General features: G+C 66.7%; 23 protein-coding genes and 1 pseudogene. 18 read left to right on the forward strand and 6 right to left on the reverse strand.

Annotated elements, in window-relative coordinates; genetic code table 11:
- Positions 1-81 precede the first annotated feature (81 nt).
- Genes moaC through glp form a run of 5 tightly spaced genes read left to right on the forward strand, consistent with a single transcriptional unit; the run spans position 82 to position 3,019 of the window.
- Positions 82-570 (forward strand): cyclic pyranopterin monophosphate synthase MoaC, encoded by a 489-nt coding sequence (moaC, locus tag DVB37_RS21865; protein ID WP_046805227.1) that lies wholly within the window; start codon positions 82-84, stop codon positions 568-570.
- On the forward strand, positions 551-802 hold the full coding sequence (locus tag DVB37_RS21870) for a MoaD/ThiS family protein (RefSeq protein WP_046805226.1): 252 nt from the start codon (positions 551-553) through the stop codon (positions 800-802). Before moaC ends, DVB37_RS21870 begins: the two co-directional genes overlap by 20 nt.
- Before the next feature lie 7 nt (positions 803-809).
- Positions 810-1,292: a molybdenum cofactor biosynthesis protein MoaE gene (locus tag DVB37_RS21875; RefSeq protein WP_120156756.1), complete on the forward strand. Its 483-nt coding sequence runs from the start codon at positions 810-812 to the stop codon at positions 1,290-1,292.
- Positions 1,289-1,810, forward strand: coding sequence for a molybdenum cofactor biosynthesis protein B (gene moaB / locus DVB37_RS21880; protein WP_120156757.1), 522 nt, complete (start codon positions 1,289-1,291; stop codon positions 1,808-1,810). The genes DVB37_RS21875 and moaB overlap by 4 nt, the downstream gene beginning before the upstream one ends.
- 3 nt (positions 1,811-1,813) lie before the next feature.
- A complete protein-coding gene (gene glp / locus DVB37_RS21885) occupies positions 1,814-3,019 on the forward strand; it encodes a gephyrin-like molybdotransferase Glp (RefSeq protein WP_120156758.1) in 1,206 nt (401 codons plus the stop codon).
- A gap of 18 nt (positions 3,020-3,037) precedes the next feature.
- Here glp and mobA read toward each other — a convergent pair whose 3' ends face one another.
- From mobA to DVB37_RS21900, 3 genes are all read right to left on the reverse strand, one after another.
- Complete coding sequence (gene mobA, locus DVB37_RS21890) at positions 3,038-3,601, reverse strand: molybdenum cofactor guanylyltransferase MobA (RefSeq protein WP_240434170.1); 564 nt, start codon at positions 3,599-3,601, stop codon at positions 3,038-3,040.
- 61 nt (positions 3,602-3,662) lie between these two features.
- Positions 3,663-4,778, reverse strand: coding sequence for a GTP 3',8-cyclase MoaA (moaA, locus tag DVB37_RS21895; protein WP_046805222.1), 1,116 nt, complete (start codon positions 4,776-4,778; stop codon positions 3,663-3,665).
- Positions 4,779-4,820: 42 nt separating this feature from the next.
- A complete protein-coding gene (locus DVB37_RS21900) occupies positions 4,821-5,900 on the reverse strand; it encodes a substrate-binding domain-containing protein (RefSeq protein WP_046805221.1) in 1,080 nt (359 codons plus the stop codon).
- 181 nt (positions 5,901-6,081) lie between these two features.
- On the opposite strand from DVB37_RS21900, the gene DVB37_RS21905 reads away from it, so the two are divergent.
- The 7 genes from DVB37_RS21905 to DVB37_RS21935 all read left to right on the forward strand — a co-directional run bounded on the left by DVB37_RS21905 (position 6,082) and on the right by DVB37_RS21935 (position 15,341).
- Entirely contained in the window at positions 6,082-6,651 is a 570-nt protein-coding gene (locus DVB37_RS21905) for a formate dehydrogenase subunit gamma (RefSeq protein ID WP_120156759.1), read from the forward strand.
- Complete coding sequence (locus DVB37_RS21910; RefSeq protein ID WP_120156760.1) at positions 6,648-8,252, forward strand: NADH-quinone oxidoreductase subunit NuoF; 1,605 nt, start codon at positions 6,648-6,650, stop codon at positions 8,250-8,252. The genes DVB37_RS21905 and DVB37_RS21910 overlap by 4 nt, the downstream gene beginning before the upstream one ends.
- A gap of 15 nt (positions 8,253-8,267) precedes the next feature.
- Positions 8,268-11,144 carry a formate dehydrogenase subunit alpha gene (gene fdhF, locus DVB37_RS21915; RefSeq protein ID WP_120156761.1) on the forward strand — a complete coding sequence of 959 codons (2,877 nt, stop codon included), beginning with the start codon at positions 8,268-8,270 and terminating at the stop codon, positions 11,142-11,144.
- Between the two features lie 28 nt (positions 11,145-11,172).
- Positions 11,173-12,003 carry a formate dehydrogenase accessory sulfurtransferase FdhD gene (gene fdhD, locus DVB37_RS21920; protein ID WP_104145572.1) on the forward strand — a complete coding sequence of 277 codons (831 nt, stop codon included), beginning with the start codon at positions 11,173-11,175 and terminating at the stop codon, positions 12,001-12,003.
- A gap of 77 nt (positions 12,004-12,080) precedes the next feature.
- Positions 12,081-12,338 (forward strand): formate dehydrogenase subunit delta, encoded by a 258-nt coding sequence (locus DVB37_RS21925; RefSeq protein ID WP_120156762.1) that lies wholly within the window; start codon positions 12,081-12,083, stop codon positions 12,336-12,338.
- 74 nt (positions 12,339-12,412) lie between these two features.
- Complete coding sequence (locus tag DVB37_RS21930) at positions 12,413-14,080, forward strand: OFA family MFS transporter (RefSeq protein WP_046805216.1); 1,668 nt, start codon at positions 12,413-12,415, stop codon at positions 14,078-14,080.
- A 139-nt stretch (positions 14,081-14,219) separates the two neighbouring features.
- Complete coding sequence (locus DVB37_RS21935) at positions 14,220-15,341, forward strand: class I SAM-dependent methyltransferase (protein ID WP_120156763.1); 1,122 nt, start codon at positions 14,220-14,222, stop codon at positions 15,339-15,341.
- Between the two features lie 201 nt (positions 15,342-15,542).
- Here the strand turns inward: DVB37_RS21935 and DVB37_RS21940 are convergent, their stop codons facing one another.
- From DVB37_RS21940 to DVB37_RS21950, 3 genes are read right to left on the reverse strand one after another with little or no spacing between them, the layout of a single operon-like run.
- Positions 15,543-16,388 carry a DUF1345 domain-containing protein gene (locus DVB37_RS21940; protein WP_240433954.1) on the reverse strand — a complete coding sequence of 282 codons (846 nt, stop codon included), beginning with the start codon at positions 16,386-16,388 and terminating at the stop codon, positions 15,543-15,545.
- Between the two features lie 30 nt (positions 16,389-16,418).
- Positions 16,419-16,943, reverse strand: coding sequence for a chromate transporter (locus DVB37_RS21945; RefSeq protein WP_120156764.1), 525 nt, complete (start codon positions 16,941-16,943; stop codon positions 16,419-16,421).
- A complete protein-coding gene (locus tag DVB37_RS21950) occupies positions 16,940-17,515 on the reverse strand; it encodes a chromate transporter (protein ID WP_046805213.1) in 576 nt (191 codons plus the stop codon). Before DVB37_RS21950 ends, DVB37_RS21945 begins: the two co-directional genes overlap by 4 nt.
- A 161-nt stretch (positions 17,516-17,676) precedes the next feature.
- Between DVB37_RS21950 and DVB37_RS21955 the strand changes: the two are divergent.
- The 6 genes and pseudogenes from DVB37_RS21955 to azu form a co-directional block, all read left to right on the forward strand.
- Positions 17,677-18,591: pseudogene (locus DVB37_RS21955) on the forward strand (LysR family transcriptional regulator); the annotation flags it as partial.
- A 276-nt stretch (positions 18,592-18,867) separates the two neighbouring features.
- The gene (gene murI / locus DVB37_RS21960; protein ID WP_240433955.1) at positions 18,868-19,887 is read left to right on the forward strand and encodes a glutamate racemase; all 1,020 of its coding nucleotides are present in this window, start codon (positions 18,868-18,870) and stop codon (positions 19,885-19,887) included.
- Between the two features lie 187 nt (positions 19,888-20,074).
- Positions 20,075-20,500 (forward strand): universal stress protein, encoded by a 426-nt coding sequence (locus DVB37_RS21965; protein WP_120156765.1) that lies wholly within the window; start codon positions 20,075-20,077, stop codon positions 20,498-20,500.
- A 17-nt stretch (positions 20,501-20,517) separates the two neighbouring features.
- Positions 20,518-20,946, forward strand: coding sequence for a universal stress protein (locus tag DVB37_RS21970; protein ID WP_046805211.1), 429 nt, complete (start codon positions 20,518-20,520; stop codon positions 20,944-20,946).
- Positions 20,947-21,072: 126 nt separating this feature from the next.
- Entirely contained in the window at positions 21,073-22,416 is a 1,344-nt protein-coding gene (locus DVB37_RS21975; RefSeq protein ID WP_205571581.1) for a sorbosone dehydrogenase family protein, read from the forward strand.
- A 171-nt stretch (positions 22,417-22,587) separates the two neighbouring features.
- Positions 22,588-23,037 carry an azurin gene (gene azu / locus DVB37_RS21980; protein ID WP_046805249.1) on the forward strand — a complete coding sequence of 150 codons (450 nt, stop codon included), beginning with the start codon at positions 22,588-22,590 and terminating at the stop codon, positions 23,035-23,037.
- Positions 23,038-23,058 lie beyond the last annotated feature (21 nt).

The following is a 23,058-nucleotide window of genomic DNA, read 5'->3' on the forward strand; positions in this document are numbered from 1 at the left end:
TATCATAGGCGGAACAGCGGCCTGCCCGGCCTGCCGGGACCGCCCTTTTCAAACATTAACAATTCTCGATCCCGATTCCCAATGTCATCTGCCACCCCCACCCTGAGCCACCTGGACGAAGCCGGCCAGGTCCGCATGGTCGACGTCATCGCCAAGACAGACACCGAACGCGTGGCCATTGCCGTGGCCAGCGTGCGCATGAATGCCGTGGCCTATGGCCTGTTGACGCAGCCGGGCAAGGGCAAGGGCGAAGTGCTCAACACTGCCCGCGTGGCCGCCGTGCTGGCCGCCAAGCGCTGCGCGGAACTGATCCCGCTTTGCCACAGCCTGCCGCTGGCGTTCGTGGGCGTGGACTTCTCGCTGGACGACGCCGCGCACCGCATCGACATCCAGGCCACCTGCCGCACCAGCTACAAGACCGGCGTGGAAATGGAAGCCATGATGGCGTGCAGCGTGGCCGCGCTGACCATCTACGACATGTGCAAGGCCGCCGACAAGGGCATCGTGGTTGAACAAGTTCGCCTTAAGTACAAGGCCGGAGGAAAAAGCGGTGAATGGCGCAACGATTAATCTTCTGTACTTCGCCCGCGTGGCCGAACTGGTCGGCAAGCGCGGTGAAGACTGGCCGCTGGACAGCGAGTCCACCGGCGCGCAATTGCTGGCCGCGCTGGGGGAACGCTACCCGCAGCTGGCGCCCGCCACGCGCCTGAAACTGGCCATCAACCAAACCCATTCCAAACCCACGGCAACGATCCGGCCCGGCGACGAAGTGGCTGTGTTCGAACCCGTGACCGGAGGCTGAGAACGCCATGATCAGCGTCCAGGAAGCCGATTTCGACGCCGCCGCGCTGACGGCGGCGCTACGCGAGAACGCCGGGTCCGGCGTGGGCGGCATTGTCACCTTCGTAGGCTATGTGCGCGACTACGCGCCCGACTCGCCCACCGACACGCTCTACCTGGAACACTACCCGGGCATGTGCGAGCGCGAGCTGGAAGCCATTGCCAACACCGCGCGCCAGCGCTGGAAGCTGGACGGCACCGTCATCGTGCACCGCGTGGGCGCGCTGTCGCGCAATGCGCAGATCGTGTTCGTGGCGGCGGCCAGCGCCCACCGGGGCGATGCCTTTCGCGGCTGCGAATACATCATCGACGCGCTCAAGACGCGCGCGCCGTTCTGGAAGCGCGAGACGCTGGCCAGCGGCAACAGCTTCTGGGTAGAACAACGCCAGGCCGACCAGGACCGCACCGACGCCTGGGATGAAGACACCGCCCCACCGAAGGAAAGCAAATGAGCGAAGAAATTCCCGTCTCGCTGGCCTGCGCCGTGCTGACGGTCAGCGACACCCGCAGCGCGGGCGACGACACCTCCGGCAATCTGCTTGCCCACAACCTGGCGCATGCGGGCCACCAGTGCGTGCGCCGCGACATCGTGCGCGACGACATCTACCAGATCCGCCGCGTCATCAGCGACTGGATTGCCGACCCCGAAGTGCAGGTCATCCTGACCTCCGGCGGCACGGGCTTTTCGCATCGCGATCACACGCCGGCTGCCATCCTGCCGCTGCTGGACCGCGAGATTCCGGGCTTTGGCGAACTGTTCCGGCAACTCTCGTACACCGAGATCGGCAGTTCAACGATCCAGTCGCGCGCGTTCGCGGGCTCGGCCAACCAGACGCTGATCTTCTGCTTGCCCGGTTCAAACAACGCCTGCGAAACGGCCTGGGCGCAGATATTGCGTGAGCAGTTCGACAGCGCCCACCGCCCGTGCAATTTCGCCTCGCACTTCAAGCCTCAGAAAGAAGACCACTGACCCATGCTGGATTTTGATCACGCCCAGACCCTGCTGGCCAATGCGGCCGGGCCGCTGCAACGCCGCGAAGACATCGCCTTGACCGAGGCCTCCGGCCGCGTGCTGGCCACCGACCTGCAAGCCACGGTGGACATCCCCCCCGCCGACAACAGCGCCATGGACGGCTACGCCTTGCGCGTGGCCGATTGGCAAGCCGGCGCGCGCCTGCCGATCCAGCAACGCTGCTATGCCGGCGATGTGCCCGAACCGCTCAAGCCCGGCCACGCCATCCGCCTGTTCACCGGCAGCCTGATTCCCGACGGCGCCGATACCGTCGTCATGCAGGAAGACACGGTGGAAGCCGACAACCACGTGGAAATCTCGCGTGAGCCCGCGCCCGGCCAGCATATCCGCCGCCGGGGTGAAGACACGATGGCTGGCGCACCCTTGCTTGCGGCCGGCGCCATGCTGCAAGCCGCGCACGTGGCCTTGCTGGCCTCGCAGGGGCTTGCCACCGTGCCGGTGGTCGGCCAGCTGCGCGTGGGCATCCTGACCACGGGCGATGAACTCGTACCGCCCGGCTCGCCCCGCGCCCCCGAACAGATCTACAACTCCAACGGCCCGATGCTAGCCGCGTTGGCGCGCGGCCTCGGCGCCGTGCCCGTGCACGTGCTGCACGCGCGCGACACCGAAGAAGACCTGCTGGCCGCGTTCAAGACGCTGCTGACCGACTGCGATCTGGTGTTGAGCGTGGGCGGCGTGTCGGTGGGCGAACGCGATCTGGTCAAGCCCGCGCTGGCCACCTTGGGCGGCGAGTTGTCGCTATGGAAAGTGCGCATGAAACCGGGCAAGCCGGTGGCCTTGGCACAGATCAACGGCAAGCCCGTCGTCAGCCTGCCGGGCAACCCCGTGTCGGCCTACGCCGTGTTCGCCATGCTGGTGTCGCCGCTGGTGCGCCGCATGCAAGGCCGCGAAGAGATCTTCCCGCCCGTCAGCCTGCTGCCGCTGCGCACCGAGAATCCGCGCAAGGACGGACGCGAGGAATTCCTGCGGGTGCAGCGCCGTGTCGCCACCGAAGGCACCGCCGAATTGGTGCCCTACGGCCATCAAGGCTCGGGCGTGATCAGTTCGATGCCGTGGGCCACGGGCCTGGCGCGCCTGCCGGCCGACGTGCTGGTCAACGATGGCGACCGCGTGCCGTATTACGACTTGCGGCACTGGCTGGCGTAGCGCCGGGCGTTGGCCGGATCAGCGGCCCTGGCTGGCGTAGCGCTGGGCCTCGGCCAATTCTTCGGGCGTATTCACGTTCATGAAGGCATGCGGCGCGTCGTCAAAGCGCGCCGCCACGGCGCCCACGCGCGCCTGCCACAGACCGACTTTTCGATCGCCGCCGTGCAGGTAGGCGCGCAAGCCCGGCAGTAGCGATGGGCGCAGCGCCATGCAGGCCGAATGGCGCTGTTCGCCTACCATGGCATAGGCCATGGGCGCCTGCGCGGATTGCGCGGCGTCGACCAGGCGCGCGGCCAGATCGCCGGGAAGAAACGGTGTGTCGCACGGCACCACCACGACCCAGTCCACATCCGCCACTGCGGCCACAGCGGCCAACCCCGCCGCGATGCCCAGCAGCGGACCCTGGTATTTTTCCAAGCCCGGTTCGTTATCCGCCACCACCGTGCCGTAGCGCGCATAGTGGTCGGCATGGCGGTTGGCGCTGATGATCAGCCGCGCCACTTGCGGCGCCAGCCGGCGCGCGACATGCGCCACCATGGGCTCACCGTTCAACAGCACCAGCCCCTTGTCCTGATGGGCCATGCGCGAGCCCTGCCCGCCCGCCAGGATCAAGCCGGCGATGCAAGGGGCCAGCAACGACGCGTCACCCACCGATGTAGCTCATTTCGACTTTGCGGCCCGGGTCCGGCGTTGGGTCCGCCATGTTGCGGCCGCGCAGTTCGGAATAATTGTCGGCGCGCCCGCCCCAGATGCCGGCCAGCATCGCGGCCAGTTCGGCGTCGGTGGCGCCATCGCGCAGCGGCGCGCGCAGGTCAAAGCCTTCGTGTGCGAACAGGCACAGAAACAGCTTGCCTTCCGGCGACAGGCGCGCGCGCGTACAGCCCCCGCAGAATGCGTGGGTGACGCTGGAAATGACGCCGATTTCGCCACCGCCGTCCAGATAGCGCCAGCGCTCGGCCACGCGCCCCATGTCGGCGGACTGCACCGGTTCCAGCGGGTAGGCCGCGCCGATGCGGTCCAGCACTTCCTGGCTGGGCACCACTTCAGACAGGTTCCAGCCGTTGGTGTTGCCCACGTCCATGTATTCGATAAAGCGCAGGATGTGCCCGCTGTGCCGGAAGCGTTCGGCCATGGGCAGGATCTGGCCGTCGTTCAGGCCGCGCCGCACCACCATGTTGACCTTGACCGGCGCCAAGCCCGCGTCCGCGGCGGCGTCAATGCCGCGCAGCACGTCGTCGGGCGTGAAGCCGCTGTCGCTCATATCCTGGAACATCGACGCGTCCAGCGCGTCCAGGCTGACGGTGACGCGGGTCAGCCCGGCGGCTTTCAGCGCGGCCGCCTTGCGCGCCAGCACGCTGCCGTTGGTGGTCAGCGTCAGGTCCAGCGGCTGGCCCGCCGGCGTGCGCAGCGCCGCCAATTGGCCGACCAGGTTTTCGATATGTTTGCGCAGCAGCGGTTCGCCGCCGGTCAGGCGGATCTTTTCCACGCCCAGTTGCGTGAAGATGCCGGCCAGGCGGCTGATTTCTTCAAACGACAACAGCGCCGAATGCGGCATGAAGGTATAGCTGGCGTCGAACACTTCGCGCGGCATGCAGTAGGTGCAGCGGAAGTTGCAGCGGTCCGTCACGGAAATGCGCAGGTCGCGCAGCGGACGGGCGCGCCGGTCCAGCGCGGGCTGGCCGTCGGCCGGAAGTTCGCCGGGCGCGGGCCACGCCGAACGGTCGGACCGGCGGTCGGCAAGGAAAATCACTTTGCTCATGGGGCGATCATATATCGGCAAGCGGCGTCCCGGGCGGCGGCCCTAGGCGAAGGCCTCTTCCAGGGTTTGCAGGCGGCCGGTGTCCTTGGCGTCGTAACCCACCAGCTGCCCCACGTAGCCGACATAGTCGGCGCTGCGCATGATGGACAGCAGGTCTTGCATGGCGGGCGTTTCCAGTGCCGACTTGCGGATGGCAAAGAAGTAGCGTTCGCGCACCAGCGGGATGAAGTCCAGCCCGAAACGGCAGGCGGCGGTTTCCACGCCCACGCCCGTGTCCGCCATGCCGCTGGCGATATGCGCGGCAATGGCCATATGGGTGAATTCGTTGGTTTCGTAGCCTTGGACTTCGCCAATCGACACGCCTGCGCGCTGAAGCATCAAGCTGACCAGGTAACGCGTGCTGGACCCGATCTGGCGGTTGACGAAGCGCACATCCGGGCGCGCCAGGTCGGCCATGCCGCGTATCTGCTTGGGGTTGCCCGCCGTGACGAACAAGCCGGTGTTGCGCACGGCCAGATGGATCAGCAGGTATTCATCGGCGTGCAGCCACTGCGCGTAGCGTTCCATGATGGGCGCTTCAAAGTCGCCCAGCGGCACCTGGAAACCGGCCAGATCGCATTCGTGGCGCTCTAGCGAAGCCAGCGCCTCGATGGCGGTGCGATAGCGCAGTTCCAGCCCGGGCTTTCTGCCGCCCATGTGCTGCATCAGCGATTCCACCGCGAAGCCGTGGCTGGCGTGCAGCCGCAGATGCGGGCCGCTTTCGGGCAGCAGCTTTTCCAGTTCTTCCTGCAATTCCGACGCCATGCTGTCCAGCGTGGGCATCAGCCGCGCTTCGATGCGCCGGTTGGCCCACAGCAGGCGCTGCGCGAACGGCGCCAACTGCGTGCCCTGGCGCCGGTTCGTCACCAGCAGCTGCGTGCCAAATAGCGTTTCAAAGCGCCGCAGCACGCCCCAGGCATGGCGGTAAGACAGCCCGCATGCGCGGCACGCGCCGGTGATGTTGCCCGTGGCGTCGATGGCGGCCAACAGCGCCAGCATGTCCTGCAAGGGCAAAGGAGCCGTGTCGTCGCCCCCGCCCAAGGTCCATTGCGGCCGCAGCCCGATTCGGAACTTATATGTCATTTTTATATGTCATTTATTTCTTATTGAAGGCGTTCAAGTACGTGGTTAGAGTACACAAATAACGCGGCGGACTGGTTTTTATTATGTTTTTAAAAGCATATTAATTGCCTGGGAATACCCGAACATTCGACCGCCACAACAGACCCCGTCAAGGGGCCCAGCAACACTGGAGGAGACCACCGTGCATCAGCGCGAGGCAACATCCGACTTGGCGTCCAGCGGCGGCGCCCGGGGCGGCCAATTGGCTCTGGACGCCGCCCAGGCGTCCACCACCCCCGCCATTGCCACCACCGCCCGCATCGTTGCGCGGCTGAAAGACCTGCCCGGCCCCTTGTTGCCGGTGCTGCATCAGGTGCAGCATGAACTGGGCTGTATCCCGGCCGAAGCGGTGCAAACCATCGCCGAGGCCCTGAACCTGTCCCGCGCCGAAGTCCACGGCGTCATCACGTTCTACCCGCACTTTCGCAGCCAGCCGGCCGCGCGCCACACGCTGGAAGTGTGCCGCGCCGAGTCCTGTCAGGCGATGGGCGGCGAACAGCTGGCCGCCCATGCCCGCGCGCATCTGGGCTGCGATTTTCATGCCCACACCGCTGACGGCAATTTCACGCTGGAACCCGTTTACTGCCTGGGGCTATGCGCGCAGTCGCCCGCCATCATGATCGATGGCCGGCCGCATGCCCGCGTCACGCCCGAGAAGCTGGACCGCTTGTTGGCGCGCACGTTGGCCCAACCGCAGGAGACCACCCCATGAGCGCCCCCGTCGTCATCTACGTGCCGCGCGACGCGGCCGCGCTGGCCATGGACGCGGACGCGGTGGCGCGCGAGGTCGAACGCATCGCCGATGCGCGCGGCCTGGCCGTGCAGGTCGTACGTAATGGATCGCGTGGCTTGTTGTGGCTGGAACCGCTGGTGGAAGTGACCACGCCAAACGGCCGCGTCGCCTACGGCCCCGTGGCGGTCGAAGACGTGGCCGGCTTGTTCGATGCCGGCTGGCTGACGCACCACGACAACGCCGCAGGCGCCGCGCCGAAACACCCGCTGCGCCTGGGCCTGACCGAAGACATCCCCTACCTGAAACAGCAAGAGCGGCTGACCTTCGCCCGCGTCGGGGTGATCGACCCCCTGTCCTTGCAGGACTACGCCGCGCACGGCGGCCTGGCGGGCCTGAAGCGGGCGCTGGCAATGGACCCGGCCGCCATCATCGACGAAATGGTCACCTCCGGCCTGCGTGGACGCGGCGGCGCGGCGTTTCCCACCGGCATCAAATGGAAAACGGTGGCGGGCACGCCCGGCGACCAGAAGTACATCGTGTGCAACGCCGACGAAGGCGACTCGGGCACCTTCGCCGACCGCCTGCTGATGGAGGGCGACCCCTATGTGCTGATCGAAGGCATGACGATTGCCGGGCTGGCCGTGGGCGCCACCTACGGCTACATCTACGTGCGCTCGGAATACCCGCACGCCATCGATACCCTGCAAGCCGCTATCGCCCGCGCGCGCAGCGTCGGCTGGCTGGGCGCCGACGTGCACGGCAGCGGACGCCGCTTCGACCTGGAAGTGCGCAAGGGCGCGGGCGCCTACATCTGCGGCGAAGAAACCTCGCTGCTGGAAAGCCTGGAAGGCAAGCGCGGCGTGGTACGCGCCAAGCCGCCGCTGCCCGCGATCTCGGGCCTGTTCGGCAAGCCCACCGTCATCAACAACGTGATATCGCTGGCCACGGTGCCCATCATCCTGGCCAAGGGCGCCGCCTACTACCGCGATTACGGCGTGGGCCGCTCGCATGGCACCTTGCCGTTCCAACTGGCCGGCAACGTCAGGCAAGGCGGCCTGGTGGAAAAGGCGTTCGGCCTGAGCCTGCGTGACCTGCTCTACACCTTCGGCGGCGGCAGCGCCAGCGGCCGGCCGTTGCGCGCCGTGCAAGTGGGCGGCCCGCTGGGCGCCTATCTGCCCGAATCGCAATGGGACGTGCCGCTGGATTACGAAGCCTACATACAGATCTCGGCCATGATCGGCCACGGCGGGCTCGTCGCGTTTGACGACACCGTGGACATGGCGCGCATGGCTCGCTATGCCATGGAGTTCTGCGCGATTGAATCCTGCGGCAAGTGCACGCCGTGCCGCATCGGTTCCACACGCGGCGTTGAAACCATCGACAAGATCGCGGCCGGCGGCGTCAGCCCCGCGCAGCGCGAACAACAGGTGCACCTGCTGCGTGACTTGTGCGACACGATGATGGGCGGTTCGCTGTGCGCGCTGGGGGGCATGGCGCCCTACCCCGTGCTGTCCGCGCTGAACCATTTTCCGCAGGACTTCGGCATCGAGTCCTCGCAGTCTGCCGCGCACGCGGCCTGAACCCGAGAGACGACCATGCTAGAAACCGTCATCAAGCGCGACCGCGACCTGGGCACCCCGGCGCGCGAGTCCGCCAACACCATTACCCTGACCATCGACGGCCAGGAAATCTGCGTGCCCGAGGGTACGTCGTTGATGCGCGCGGCCGCCGAGGCCGGCATCAACATCCCCAAGCTGTGCGCGACCGACAGCCTTGAACCCTTTGGGTCGTGCCGCCTTTGCCTGGTGCAGATCGAGGGCCGGCGCGGCTATCCCGCGTCTTGCACCACGCCGGCGGAAAACGGCATGGTGGTGGTCACCGAAACCCCCAAGCTGCACGAGCTGCGGCGCGGCGTGATGGAGCTGTACATCTCGGACCACCCGCTGGACTGCCTGACCTGCCCCGCCAACGGCGACTGCGAATTGCAGGACATGGCCGGCGTGGTGGGCCTGCGCAACGTGCGCTACGGCTATGACGGCGCCAACCACCTGGACGCGAAGGTCGACGATTCGAATCCCTACTTCAGCTACGACGCGTCCAAGTGCATCGTCTGCAACCGCTGCGTGCGCGCCTGCGAAGAAACGCAAGGCACGTTTGCGTTGACGATCTCTGGCAAGGGGTTTGAATCGCGCGTGTCGCCCGGACAGGACCAGCCGTTCCTGGATAGCGAATGCGTGTCCTGCGGCGCCTGCGTGCAAGCCTGTCCGACCTCTACGTTGCAGGAAAAGACCGTCATCATGATGGGTCAGGCCGAACACTCGGTCATCACCACCTGCGCGTACTGCGGCGTGGGCTGCGGTTTCAAGGCCGAGATGAAGGGGCAGGAAGTGGTGCGCATGGTGCCCTGGAAAGACGGGCAGGCCAACCGCGGCCACTCGTGCGTGAAGGGCCGCTTTGCATGGGGCTACGCCACGCACAAGGAACGCGTGCTCAAGCCCATGATCCGCAAGCACATCACCGATTCCTGGAAGGAAGTGTCCTGGGACGAGGCCATCAACTACGCGGCGTCGGAATTTCGCCGCATCCAAAGCCAGTACGGCCGCGACGCGGTGGGCGGCATCACGTCGTCGCGCTGCACCAACGAAGAAACCTGGCTGGTGCAAAAGCTGGTGCGCGCGGCCTTCGGCACCAACAACGTGGACACCTGCGCGCGCGTCTGCCATTCGCCCACCGGCTACGGCCTGAAGCAGACCCTGGGTGAATCGGCCGGCACGCAGACCTTTGATTCGGTCATGCACACCGACGTGGTCATCGTGATGGGCGCCAACCCCAGCAGCGGGCACCCGGTGTTTGCCTCGCGCTTGAAGCGCCGCCTGCGCCAGGGCGCGCGCCTGATCGTGATTGATCCGCGCCGCATCGAACTGGTCAGCTCGCCGCACATCAAGGCCGACTATCACTTGCAGGTACGGCCGGGCACCAACACGGCGCTGCTGTCGTCGCTGGCCCACGTGATCGCCACCGAAGGGCTGATCGACGAGGCCTTCGTGGCCGAACGCTGCGAAGCCAAGGCCTTTAACGAATGGCGCGACTTTGTATCGCTGCCCGAGAACTCGCCCGAGGCCATGGCCGAAATCACCGGCGTGCCGGCGCAAGCCGTGCGCGGCGCGGCGCGGCTGTTCGCCACCGGCGGCAACGGGTCCATCTACTACGGCCTGGGCGTGACCGAACACAGCCAGGGGTCCACCACCGTGATGGCCATTGCCAACCTGGCCATGGCCACCGGCAACATCGGGCGCGAGGGCGTGGGCGTGAACCCCTTGCGCGGCCAGAACAACGTGCAAGGCTCGTGCGACATGGGCTCGTTCCCGCACGAGTTGCCCGGCTATCGCCACATTTCCGACAACACCGTGCGCGCGCAATTCGAACGCGACTGGGGCGTGACGCTGCAACCGGAACCCGGCCTGCGCATTCCCAACATGTTCGAAGCGGCATTGGGCGGCTCGTTCAAGGGCCTGTACTGCCAGGGCGAAGACATCGTGCAGTCCGACCCCAACACGCAGCACGTGGCGGCCTCGCTGGCGGCCATGGAGTGCATCGTGGTGCAGGACCTGTTCCTGAACGAGACCGCCAAGTACGCGCACGTGTTCCTGCCGGGCTCGTCGTTCCTGGAAAAAGACGGCACCTTCACCAACGCCGAACGCCGCATCTCGCGCGTGCGCAAGGTGATGGAACCCAAGAACGGCAAGTCGGATTGGGAAGTGACGGTGGCCTTGTCCAACGCGTTGGGCTACCCCATGAACTACACGCACCCGCGCGAAATCATGGAGGAAATCGCGCGGCTGACGCCCACGTTCGCAGGCGTCAGCTACGACAAGCTGGACAAGCTGGGCAGCCTGCAATGGCCGTGCAATGACGATGCGCCGGAGGGCACGCCCATCATGCACATCGACACGTTCGTGCGCGGCAAGGGCAAGTTCATGATCACCAAGTACGTGCCCACCGACGAACGCAGCACGCGCCGTTTCCCGCTGCTCTTGACCACGGGCCGCATCCTGTCGCAATACAACGTGGGCGCGCAGACACGGCGTACGCCCAACGTGATGTGGCATGGCGAGGACGTGCTGGAACTGCATCCGCAAGACGCCGAGGATCGGGGCGTGGCCGAAGGCGATTGGGTCGGCATCCAGAGCCGCGCCGGCGAAACGGTGCTGCGCGCCACGCTGACCGACCGGGTGCAGCCGGGCGTGGTATACACCACGTTCCACTTTCCCGAGTCAGGCGCCAACGTCGTCACGACGGACAGCTCGGACTGGGCGACCAACTGCCCCGAATACAAGGTCACGGCCGTGCAGGTGACGCGCGTGTCCCAGCCTTCGGAATGGCAACGCCAATGGTCGCGCTTTGCCGACATCCAGCAAAAGCTGCTGCGCGAGCGATCGCGCGAGAACGAAGCGGCGCTGACCGGGAAATGACCGCCTGCCAGCTACTGCCCCGGATGCCATGACTTCCCAGACAACGCCCCCGCCGCCCCGCCCCGACTGCACGCCGACCCAGGTCACGCGCGTGCGGGGCGGGGCCATCGCCCCCGCCGCCGAATCGGATTTCGTTGCCGAGGAAACGCCGGTGGCGCTGGAATTCAACGGCATCAGCCACGCCACCATGCTGGCCACGCCGGCCGACCTGGAAGACTTTGCCGTGGGCTTTTCGCTGTCGGAAGGCATCATCGACAGCGTCAGCGATGTGCGCGGCATTGATGTGCTGCCGCAATGCGATGGCATCGTGGTGCAGGTGGAAATTTCAAGCGCTTGCGAAGTGCGGTTGAAAACGCGGCGGCGCGCCATGGCCGGACGCACCGGCTGCGGCCTGTGCGGCGTGGAAACGCTGCCCGAAGTGCTGCGGCCGGTGGCGCCCGTGACGAACGGGTCGGCCGTGCGCATCCGCGCGGTGCTGGCCGCCATGCGCGACATGCGCGCGCGCCAGGCGCTGCACGACATCACGGGCGCCACGCACGCGGCCGGCTGGGCGGGCGGCGACGGCGCCGTGGCGCTGCTGCGCGAAGACGTGGGCCGCCATAACGCGCTGGACAAGCTGATCGGTGCGTTGGCACGACAGGCGATGCACGGCGGTAACGGCATCGTGCTGGTGTCTAGCCGCGCCAGTTTTGAAATGGTGCAGAAGACGGCGGCGGCCGGGGTGGCCGTGCTTGCCGCGGTGTCCGCCCCCACGGCGCTGGCCATCCGCCTGGCGCAAGACGCCAACGTCAGCCTGGTGGGCTTCTTACGCGGCGACGACGCCACGCTGTATTCGCACCCCGAACGATTCATCGCCTGAAGCGCGGGTTGAAGCGCACCTTGAATCGCACCTTGAATCGCATCCTGAATCGCACTTGAACCGGACCCTGACTCGCAATGGAAATCGGCAACCTGATCCGCATGGCCAACCGCATCGGCCAGTTCTTTGACGCCATGCCGGACCGCCACGAAGCGCTGGAAGGCGTGGCCAACCATATCCACAAGTTCTGGGAACCGCGCATGCGCAACGAGCTGCTGGGCTTCCTGGCGGCCACCCCAAACGGCGATGCCGGCGACGAACAATTGCATCCGCTGGTGCTGGACGCGGTCACGCAGAACCGCCAGCGCCTGACGCCCGCGCCCCGCGTGAACTAGCCGGGCGCCACCGCTTTACCCGCAGTCAAAACAAAACATAGCGGCGATAAAGCCGCACCCATCGAGGAGACTACATGGAAAGCACCGCCACCTTGGACCTGCCCGGCGCTAAGCCGGGCTTTTTTGATAAAGAACGCACCATCGCCGGGCCGGGTTTCTCGCGCTGGCTGGTGCCGCCGGCCGCCCTGGCCATCCACCTGTGCATCGGCATGGCCTATGGCTTTTCGGTGTTCTGGCTGCCGCTGTCCAAAGTGGTGGGCGGCGCCAAGCCGCTGGCCTGCCCGGCCGACATGAGCCTGGTGGCCGAGTTGTTCACCACCAGCTGCGACTGGAAAATTTCAACCATGGGGTGGATGTACACCCTGTTCTTCGTGCTGCTGGGGTGCTCGGCCGCGCTATGGGGCGGCTGGCTGGAACGCGCCGGCCCGCGCAAGGCGGGCGTGGTGTCGGCCGTGTGCTGGTGCGGCGGCCTGGTCATTTCCGCCATCGGCGTGTACCTGCATCAGATGTGGATGCTGTGGTTGGGCTCGGGAGTCATCGGCGGCATCGGGCTGGGGCTGGGGTATATCTCGCCCGTCAGCACGCTGATCAAGTGGTTTCCCGACCGGCGCGGCATGGCCACCGGCATGGCCATCATGGGCTTTGGCGGCGGCGCGATGATCGGCGCCCCGCTGGCCGACTTGCTGATGCGCCACTTCGCAACGCCGACCTCGCCGGGCGTGTGGCAAACGTTTCTGACCATGGCCGTGGTGTATTTCGTGTTCATGATGTCGGGTGCGCTGGGTTACCGCGTGCCGCCCACGGGCTGGAAGCCGCAAGGGTGGACCGCCCCGGCCAAGCATGCCAACAACGCCATGATCACCAAGGGCCACGTGCACGTGAAGCGCGTCTGGGGCGTGCCGCAGTTCTGGCTGGTGTGGCTGGTGCTGTGCCTGAACGTCACGGCCGGCATCGGCATTCTGGGCATGGCGTCGCCGCTGTTGCAGGAGGTGTTCGGCGGCGGGCTGATCAACAAGCCGGAACTGGGCTTTGGCCAGCTGGACAAGGATCAACTGGCCGCCATCGCCGCCATTGCGGCCGGTTTCACGGGCCTGCTCAGCCTGTTCAACATCGGCGGCCGCTTCTTCTGGGCCAGCCTGTCGGACAAGCTGGGCCGCAAGATGACGTATCTGATCTTCTTCGTGCTGGGCTTCGTGTTGTACGCCGCCATTCCCTGGACGGCCCACATCGGCGCGCTGGCGCTGTTCGTGGCCGCGTTCTGCGTGATTCTGTCCATGTACGGCGGCGGCTTCGCCACCGTACCGGCGTATCTGGCGGACCTGTTCGGCACGCAGATGGTGGGCGCCATTCACGGTCGCCTGCTGACGGCGTGGTCGGCGGCCGGTATCTTCGGCCCGGTGCTGGTGAACTATATCCGCGAATACCAGCTGTCGATCGGCGTGCCGCGCGCGCAGGTGTACGACATCACGATGTACATCCTGGCGGGCATGCTGGTGTTGGGCTTCCTGTGCAATCTGGCGATACGCCCGGTCAATCCGAAGTACTTCATGTCGGATGACGAGCTGGCGCATGAAAAAGCGCTGGCGCACGAGCGCGCGGCCGCCGCCGAAACGCACGGCGTGGGCGCGTCCACGTTCCGCACACCCGCCGTGCTGGTGCTGTTTGCCTGGGCCTGCGTGGGCATCCCGCTGGCCTGGGGGATCTGGATCACGTTGCAAAAGGCGGTGGTCCTTTTCCACTGATGCGTGTTGCGCGCGGCGGCCGGCGTGCCGCGCGCCCGCCCCGGGGCGCGAAGCTGCTACATTGGCAGCCCGCGCCCTATCTTTTTTTATTGGTCCCCATGATCCTTACCCCTTCCCCCGTCCTTGCTGGAGCGACACATTGAGCGCCCCCGAATTGCACTGGGTTGAAAACGATGTCCCCCATTCCGCCCGCTGGCGCTCTGAAACCGGCGCAACGCCGCCCAAGCGCGTGGTGGTAGTGGACGACAAACTGACCGCCGACATGGCGTACCGCCAGGCGTGCGAAGGCGCGGGCCTGCTGTGGCGCGGAGATTTCCAGAACGCCCGCCAGCTGCTGCTGGCCATGACGCGGCGCGTGGACAAGCGCCCGCGCAAGCCGGTCGAGACCATGCTGGAAGCGTTCAACCAGCATCGCCAGATCCAATCGCAGCGCGCCCGCATCCTGGGCATGCTGCTGATTCCGTTTGACGCCGGCCACGGCATTTCGCTGCGCCGCGCGCCCGATGCGCGCCAGGCCTGCGAAGAAGCGCACGGCCCGGCCGACGAGCCTTATGTGGCGTCGCTGCGCGAGCTGCTGGGCTTGATCGGCGCGTTTGAATGGCGCAAGAAGGGCGTTGAGATCCCCGCTTTGAACAACCGCATCCATCCGCACTACGGCGTGTTCTCGCCGCTGCGTGGCGAGTATGTGGATCTGGTGGCGAATACGCCGATGCCGCGCGGTAGCGTGGCGTTCGATATCGGCACGGGCACCGGCGTGCTGGCGGCCGTGATTGCACGCCGAGGCGGCAAGCGCGTCATCGCCACCGACCAGGACCCGCGCGCGTTGGCGTGCGCCCGCGAAAACCTGGAACGACTGGGCCTGGACAAACAGGTCGACGTGGTTGACGCCGACCTGTTCCCCGAAGGCCGGGTGTCGCTGGTGGTCTGCAACCCGCCGTGGTTGCCCGCGCGCCCCAGCTCGCCGGTGGAGCAAGCCGTGTACGACCCCGACAGCCGCATGCTGCGCGGCTTTTTGAACGGGCTGCCGGCGCATCTGACGCCCAACGGCGAAGGCTGGCTGATCCTGTCTGACCTGGCCGAGCACCTGGGCCTGCGCACGCGCGAACAGCTGCTTGAAATGATCGCCACGGCCGGCCTGCGCGTCATCGAACGCCTGGACACCCGCCCCACGCACGCCCGCGCCAAAGACCCCAGCGACCCGCTGTACGCCGCGCGCTCAAAGGAAGTCACCTCGCTGTGGAGATTGGGCGCCGCCGCCTGATCGCGAAGGCCCCGACGCCTGCGGCGCGGGCCGCCCCAAGGCGGGAGACGCCCCCTCAGGGGGCAGCAAGCACGCCTAGCGTGCGCCGCGTGGGGGCATTCCCTCCCGCCGCCGGGCCGCCCCAAGGCGGGAGGCGCCCCCTCGGGGGGCAGCAAGCGCGCGTAGCGTGCGCCGCGTGGGGGCATTCCCTCTCCGCTTTCGCTATGCTTTTCCCGCCGCCACGTTCACGCTGATTGCGATGATGAACACGTTGAAGAAGAACGCGATCACGCTGTGCATCAACGCCATGCGGCGCACGCGGCGGTTGACGATCTGCACGTCTGACACCTGGAACGTCATGCCCAGCACCAACGCAAAATACGCAAAGTCCCAGTAGTCCGGTTCCTGCGTGCCGGGAAAATCCAGGCCCTTGTGCGCGCCGGTCCGATGGCCGTAGTAGCCATGCGCATAGTGCAGCGCAAAAATCATGTTCATGTAGAGCCACGACAGCACGATGGTCGCGCCCGCCGCCAGGATATCCAGTGCGCCGCCCGAGCTGCTTTCGCCGTGCAGTTCGACCCACAGCGCCATCAACACCATGCAGGACAAGGCCACGCTGCTCCAGAGCACGCCGAAACGGCCCACGTCCTGCTGCCGGGCCTGCACGCGCATTGAGGCGGGGCTGGCCTTGCCGAACACCCGCGCCGTCAGCACCAGGAACACCAGCGCGGCGGCATCGAAGCCCAGCAACAGCGCCAGGCTGACTGAACGCCCCCACGCGTACGCGCCGCCGCCCACCGCGAGGAACAGCATGCCGCACAACATCAGGCGTCGATGCGCGTGAAAAAAGGGAAGGCGCTCAACTGAGGCGCCGTGGCCGTCGTTCGGCTTGGCGTGGCCGGGCTTGGCGTGGTCGGGCTCGGCTTCGCCCGGCTCTGCGTCGTCCGGCTCACCGTTGTCCCGATCGGTATCGCCCCGATCCGCTTCGTCGGGCTGCGCCGTCCGAACCTTTTGTTCGCCGTCCTTTGGTTCTTCAACCCGAGGTTTGGTCGTACTCGGTTGGGTCATGGGGGCTCCTGCGCTAGGCAAGCGCCTACGCTAACCGATCGCCAACAAACCCACCAGCGCGCCGCCAAACAACAGCCATAGCGGGTGAACGCGCGTGGTGCTGCCCAGTACCGCCACGACGGTGGTGATCGCGGCCAGCAGCCACGAGTGCACGGACGCCTCGGTGATCAGCGCCGCACTGGCCGCGACCAACCCCACCGTCATGGGAAAAATACCCGCCTGGATCACGCCCCGCCATGGGCGGTCCTTGAAGCGTTCCCACAAGCCCAGCGCCACGATGGTGATCAGCGACGACGGGCCGAACTTGGCGATGGTGGTGACCAACATGCCCCACCAACCGGCCACATGCCAGCCCACCAGCGTGACCACCATCAGGTTCGGCCCCGGCGCGGCCTGCCCCAGCGCGAACAGCGCCGAAAAGTCGGCCGCCGTCATCCAGCCGTGCACGTCCACGACCTGGCGCTGCATCTCGGGCAGGATCGTGTTGCCGCCGCCGAACGCCAGCACCGATAGCTGGGAAAAGATCAGGGCCAGGGCAATCAGTGTGTGGATCATCGACGTTGCCTCCAGACCAGCAGAATGCTCAACGGCGTCAGCACCGCCATGGTGGGCAACAGCGGAATGCGCAGCACCGCCACGGCCACGAAGCACAGCGTTGCCACCACGCCCGCCAGCCAGTCGCGGCGCTTGATGACCGGCACGCCGATCTTGACCGCCATCGAAATCAGCAGCCCCGCCGCCGCCGCAGCCAGGCCGGCGAACAGGTGCTGGATATGCGGATCGTTCTGAAAGCGGTCGTACACCATGCCCAGCAAAATGACGATGGCCGACGGTGCAAGAATCAGCCCCATCAAGGCGGCGAACGCGCCACGCGGCCCGCGAAACTTCATGCCCAGCGCCACCGACAGGTTGATGATGTTGCCGCCGGGCAGAAACTGGCACAGCCCCAGCAGGTCGGTGAATTCGGGGCCGCTCAACCAGCCGTGCTTTTCAACGACCATGCGGCGCGCCAGGGGCAACGCGCCGCCGAAAGCGGTCAGGCCAAGCATCAGGAAACCGGTGAACAATTGCCCGCAAGTGGGCGGCGGCCGCGTGGCGGCGTCGGGGGTCAAGGCTGCTGCATTCATAGGGTCGTAGGCCGGGGCAAGGCCGGCGGGGCAAGGGCTGGCGCGTCGTTCTCACCACGCGAAACGCGCGCGGCGACAGCGGAAAATCAAGGCTCGCAGCCTACTCTTCGGCTTGGATAATGTCTAATATATGACCACGCAACCAATCATATTCACTGCATATGGCATCTGTAGACCTGCGCCTGCTGCGCTACTTCCTGGCCGTCGCCGAGGAAGCTCACCTGACCAAGGCCGCGGCACGGCTTGGCATCCGCCAGCCCCCGCTGAGCCAACAGATACGCGTGTTGGAACAGGAGCTTGGCGTGACCCTGTTTCATCGCCTGCCGCGCGGCATGGAGCTCACCGAAAGCGGCCGTGCCTTGAAGGAAGACGCGCGCAGCATTCTTGCGCTGGTCGATCAGGCGGTGGACGGCGTGCGCCGGGTCTCGCAGGGCGAAGCCGGCCGGCTGACGGTGGGGTTTACCGGGTCGGCGGCGTTCCATCCCTTCGTGCCGTCGGTCATCCGCCGTTTTCGGGAAAGCGCGCCCAATGTGCGGCTGGTGCTGGAAGAAAGCAGCTCGGGCGAACTGCGCGACGCGGTCAGTGAAGGCCGGGTCGACGTGGCCTTCATTCGCGGCGCGTATGCCAGCACGCCGGGCGTGGCCGAGGAAACGGTGCTGGAAGAAACCATGCTGGCCGCTTTTCCCGCCGACCATCCCGCCGTCAAGGGGCGCGCGCGACAGCAGATCGCGCTGTCCGAGCTGGCCGAGGAATCCCTGATTCTGTATCGGCGGCACAGCGGCCCGGGCCTGTACGACGCCATCATCACGGCATGCAGCGCGTCGGGCTTCAGCCCACGCGTGGTGCAGGAAGCGCCGCGCATGCTGTCCACCTTGAGCCTGGTGGCGGCGGGGCTGGGCGTGTCGCTTGTGCCCGCGTCATTGCGGCGCGTGAACATCGAAGGCGTGGTGTACGTCAACGTGACCGGCCCGGTGGCGCTGCGCGCCGCGCTGAAGCTGATCTGGCGCGATGCGCCGCTGTCGGGCGCGACCCGCAAGCTGATCGACGAAGTGCGCCGGCATCGCGCGGACGGCGTCGGCGCGGGCGAAGGCGGGTTCGAAGGCGCGGAGTCGGGTTCGGGTTCAGCGCCAGCTCCGGGTTCGGGCTCGGGTTCGGGTTCGGGCTCGGGTTCGGGCTCGGGTTCGGGCTCGGGTTCGGGTTTGGGCACAGGATCGGCTTCAGGTCTGGGATCGGGTACAGGTCCAGGATCGGACTCGGACTAGGGGCCGGACGACGGGCCGGACCACGGCCCGGACGCCCTGCTCGCAGCGCTACACTGCGCGGCACGTGTCTTTCCTTTTTGCGTTGCCACCATGTCTTGTGATTCCCTCATCGGCGTATACGATTCCGGCGTTGGCGGCCTGAGCGTGTTGCGCGCCATTCGTGACGCCCTGCCCGATGAATCCTTGCTGTACGTGGCCGACTCGGCCCACGTGCCGTATGGCGACAAAACCCAGGACTTCGTGTTGCAGCGCGCCTACGCCATGGCGGACTATTTTGTCTCGCGGCAGGCCAAGGCCATGGTCGTGGCATGCAACACCGCCACCGCCGCCGCCATCGCGCCGCTGCGCGCGCGATACCCCGACCTGATCATCATCGGCGTAGAGCCCGCCATCAAGCCGGCCGCGCATCTCACGCATAGCGGCGTGGTCGGCGTGTTCGCCACGACCGGCACGTTGGCCAGCCCCAAGTTCGCCACGCTGGTCCAGCGCGAGGCGCCGGAGGTGCGCATCGTATTGCGGCCCTGCCCCGAATGGGTGGCGCTGGTGGAACAAGGCAAATTGTCAGGCCCCGAGGTGGACGCGGCGGTGCGCGCGCCCGTCGAGGAACTGCGCGCGGCCGGGGCCGACGTGCTGGTGCTGGGCTGCACCCACTTTCCGTTTTTGCGCGACGCAATCCAGGCGTCGGCCGGCCCTGGCGTGCCGTTGCTGGAAACGGGCGCGCCCGTCGCCCGCTGGCTCAAGCACCAGTTGCAGCAACGCCGGCTGTTGCGCTCTGGCGCCGCTGGCACAGCCGACCCGGGCAAGACCGTCCCGGACCAAGGCGGCTCGGACCAAGGCGGATCAGACAAAGGCGGCTCGGACAAAGACCGCTCGAACCAAGGCGGCTCGGACAACGACGACTCGGACCAAGGCACCTCGGACAAAGGCACCTTGGACAAAGGCACCTCGGACCAAAGCCGCTCGGACCGTGGCGACCCCGCCACCGACCACCACCCCCACGCCATCTGCCAACTGGAGACGACCGGCCATGCGCCGGCCGTGGCCGCCCTGGCGGACCGGCTTTGGGCGCCGGGCGTGGCAGTCGCTCAAACTCCCGCGCGCTGGCGGTAGCGGCGGCCCTCGGTCGACATTGCAGGCGAAAAATCGGGGTGAAAAAACCCCAAGTATCCCGCACCGCGGCAAACTCCCTGTCTGCGCCCCGCTTGATCCAGCGCATCTTCCCCGGCCCGAAACCGGCGAATAATTCGAATACAGTAGAAAAATCCGCCTGCCCAGGCTCGCACCCAAGGAGACGCGCATGAAACGCATCCTGATACCCGTCGACGGCTCGCCGCCCGCGCTGCACGCCGTCCAAGCCTTGCTGGCGGCACGTGCTTACGATCCCGTCGCGCACGTCGAGTTGCTGACGGTGCAGATTCCGCTCAAGTCGGGCAAGATCGGACGCGGTCTGGCGCAAGCCGACATTGATGCGTACCACCGGGATGAAGCCCGCGCCGCGCTTCGGGCCAGCAGCGACCTGCTCACCAAAGCCGGCGTGCCGTTCGACGTGCGCATCGAAGTCGGCGAACCCGCCGACACCATCATCCGCGTGGCGGCGGAATCCGATGCGGACGAAATCTACATGGGCTCGCGCGGCCTGGGCTCGGTATCGTCTCTGTTCATGGGGTCCATCGCCACGCGCGTTGTGCACCTGACGGACCTGCCCGTCACGTTGGTCAAGTAACGCACACAGGAGCAACCATGTTGAACATCCTTGTCCCGGTCGACGGCTCCGACAATGCCAACCGCGCAGTGCTCTATGCCCGTCAGTTGGCCGAAGGCGCGGCGTCCGCGCGCATCCACCTGATCAACGTCCAGACACCCACGCATGGCCGCGCCGGCGTGTCGCGCCTGATCACGCAAGACATGATCGACCAGTTCTACGCCCGCGAGGGCCAGGAGGCCACGCAAGATGCGCGGCAGCTGCTGGGCGCGACGGGCACCGACCACACCAGCCAGGTGCTGTTTGGCCACCCCGCCACCGAGATCGCCGGATACGCCCGCGACCAGCACTGCGCTCGCATCGTGATGGGCACTCGCGGTCACGGTACGCTGGTCAACATCCTGATGGGGTCCGTCGCCAACCAGGTGCTGCAACTTGCCGAGGTACCGGTCACGCTGGTGAAGTGAATGGCTACGCGGACCCGGCCGCGATCCCTCGTGGCAGCGGCAATCCGAGGCCCCGCCCGGGCCGAACCGATGCCCGGCGCACCCAGCTAGGTATGATGATGCGAATCCACAGCCTGGAGTCGCATCATGCCCACCCCGCGTACCGCGCGCCCCCTGGCGAAGGCCGGCCTGACGATCGGCGCGATGGCCGCCCTGGCCACGCTTGCCGCCTGCGGTGAAATCGCCACCCTGCCCGTGGAATCCGGCATGGGTCCGAACCCGACGCTGCCCGCGCCCAACTCCACGCTGATCCCCACCGTCAACACCGCAAAGGCCGTCGGCTGGTCCGACGGCGCACAGCCCGTGGCCGCCGCCGGCCTGGCCGTTAACGCGTACGCCGGCGGCCTGGACCATCCGCGCTGGCTTTACGTACTGCCCAACGGCGATGTGCTGGTCGCGGAAACCAACGCGCCGCCCAAGCCCGAAGGCGCGGGCGGCGGCATCAAGGAATGGGCGGCGGGCATCGTCATGAAGCGCGCCGGCGCCAAGACGCCCAGCGCCAATCGCATCACCCTGCTGCGCGATGCCGACCACGACGGCGTGGCGGAAACGCGCAGCGTGCTGCTGCAAAACCTGAACTCGCCTTTCGGCATGGCGCTGGTCGGCAACCAGCTTTACGTGGCCAACGCCGACGCCGTGCTGCGCTTTCCGTACCAGCCCGGCCAGACGCAGATTCAGGCCCCCGGCGTGCACGTCACCGACCTGCCCGCCGGCATCAACCACCACTGGACCAAGAACCTGATCGCCAACGCGGACGGCAGCAAGCTGTACGTGTCGGTCGGGTCCAACAGCAATGTGGCGGAAAACGGCATGGACATCGAAGAGGGGCGCGCCGCCATCTGGGAAATCGATGTGGCCACCGGCACCAAGCGGCTCTACGCCACGGGCCTGCGCAACCCGGTCGGCATGGCTTGGGCGCCCGACGGCAAGACACTGTGGACGGCCGTGAACGAGCGTGACGAGCTGGGCAGCGACCTGGTTCCCGATTACATGACGTCGGTAAAAGACGGCGGCTTCTACGGATGGCCCTACAGCTATTACGGGCAGCACGTGGACACCCGGGTCACGCCGCCGCGCCCGGACCTGGTGGCGCGCGCCATCGTGCCCGACTATGCGTTGGGTCCGCACACCGCCTCGCTGGGGCTGGCCTGGTCCGGCGCCGCGCGGTTGCCCGCGCCCTACGCCGGCGGCATGTTTGTCGGCCAGCACGGTTCCTGGAATCGCGACCCGCGCAGTGGCTACAAAGTCATCTTCGTACCCTTTGAAAATAACGCGCCCAATGGCCCGGCACGCGATGTGCTGACCGGGTTTCTGAACAAGGACGGCCAGGCGCAGGGGCGCCCGGTAGGGGTCGCCATTGATGGCCAAGGCGACTTGCTGGTGGCCGATGACGTCGGCAACGTGATCTGGCGCGTCAGCCCCAAGCCCTGACCGGCCACGCTTTCACGCAACTCAATCGTCTTGGCTTGCGCTGCATCAAGCCCGCTTGCGCGGGTGTTGGCATTCTGGCCGGTAGCGGAGTCAGAATGTCGTGAAACCGGTCACGGCGCGCAAGCGCAGGCCGGAAATCCGCTTGTAGTGAAACGTTGGAGGCAAGAAATGATGTTCAAGAAACTTTGCGTGGCCGCGATCCTGGCTGCCGCATCCGCCCCGGTCCTGGCTGCCGAATGCTCGGTGGATATCGCCGGCAATGACCAGATGCAGTTCGACAAGAAGGAAATCACGGTCAGCAAAAGCTGCAAGCAGTTCACCGTGAACCTCAAGCACCCGGGCAACCTGGCCAAGAACGTCATGGGCCACAACTGGGTGCTGACCACCTCCGCCGACATGCAGGGCGCCGTCAACGACGGCATGGCCGCCGGCCTGGACAACGACTACGTCAAAAAGGGCGACGCGCGCGTCATCGCGCACACCAAGGTGATCGGCGGCGGGCAGTCCGACTCCGTCACCTTCGATGTCAGCAAGCTGGCCGCCGGCACCGACTACACCTACTTCTGCTCGTTCCCCGGCCACTTCGCGCTGATGAAAGGCAGCCTGAAGCTGGTCGACTGACCCGCCTGACGCCGCGGCCGA

This window comes from Achromobacter sp. B7, assembly GCF_003600685.1.
Classification (GTDB): Bacteria; Pseudomonadota; Gammaproteobacteria; order Burkholderiales; family Burkholderiaceae_B; genus Achromobacter; species Achromobacter spanius_B.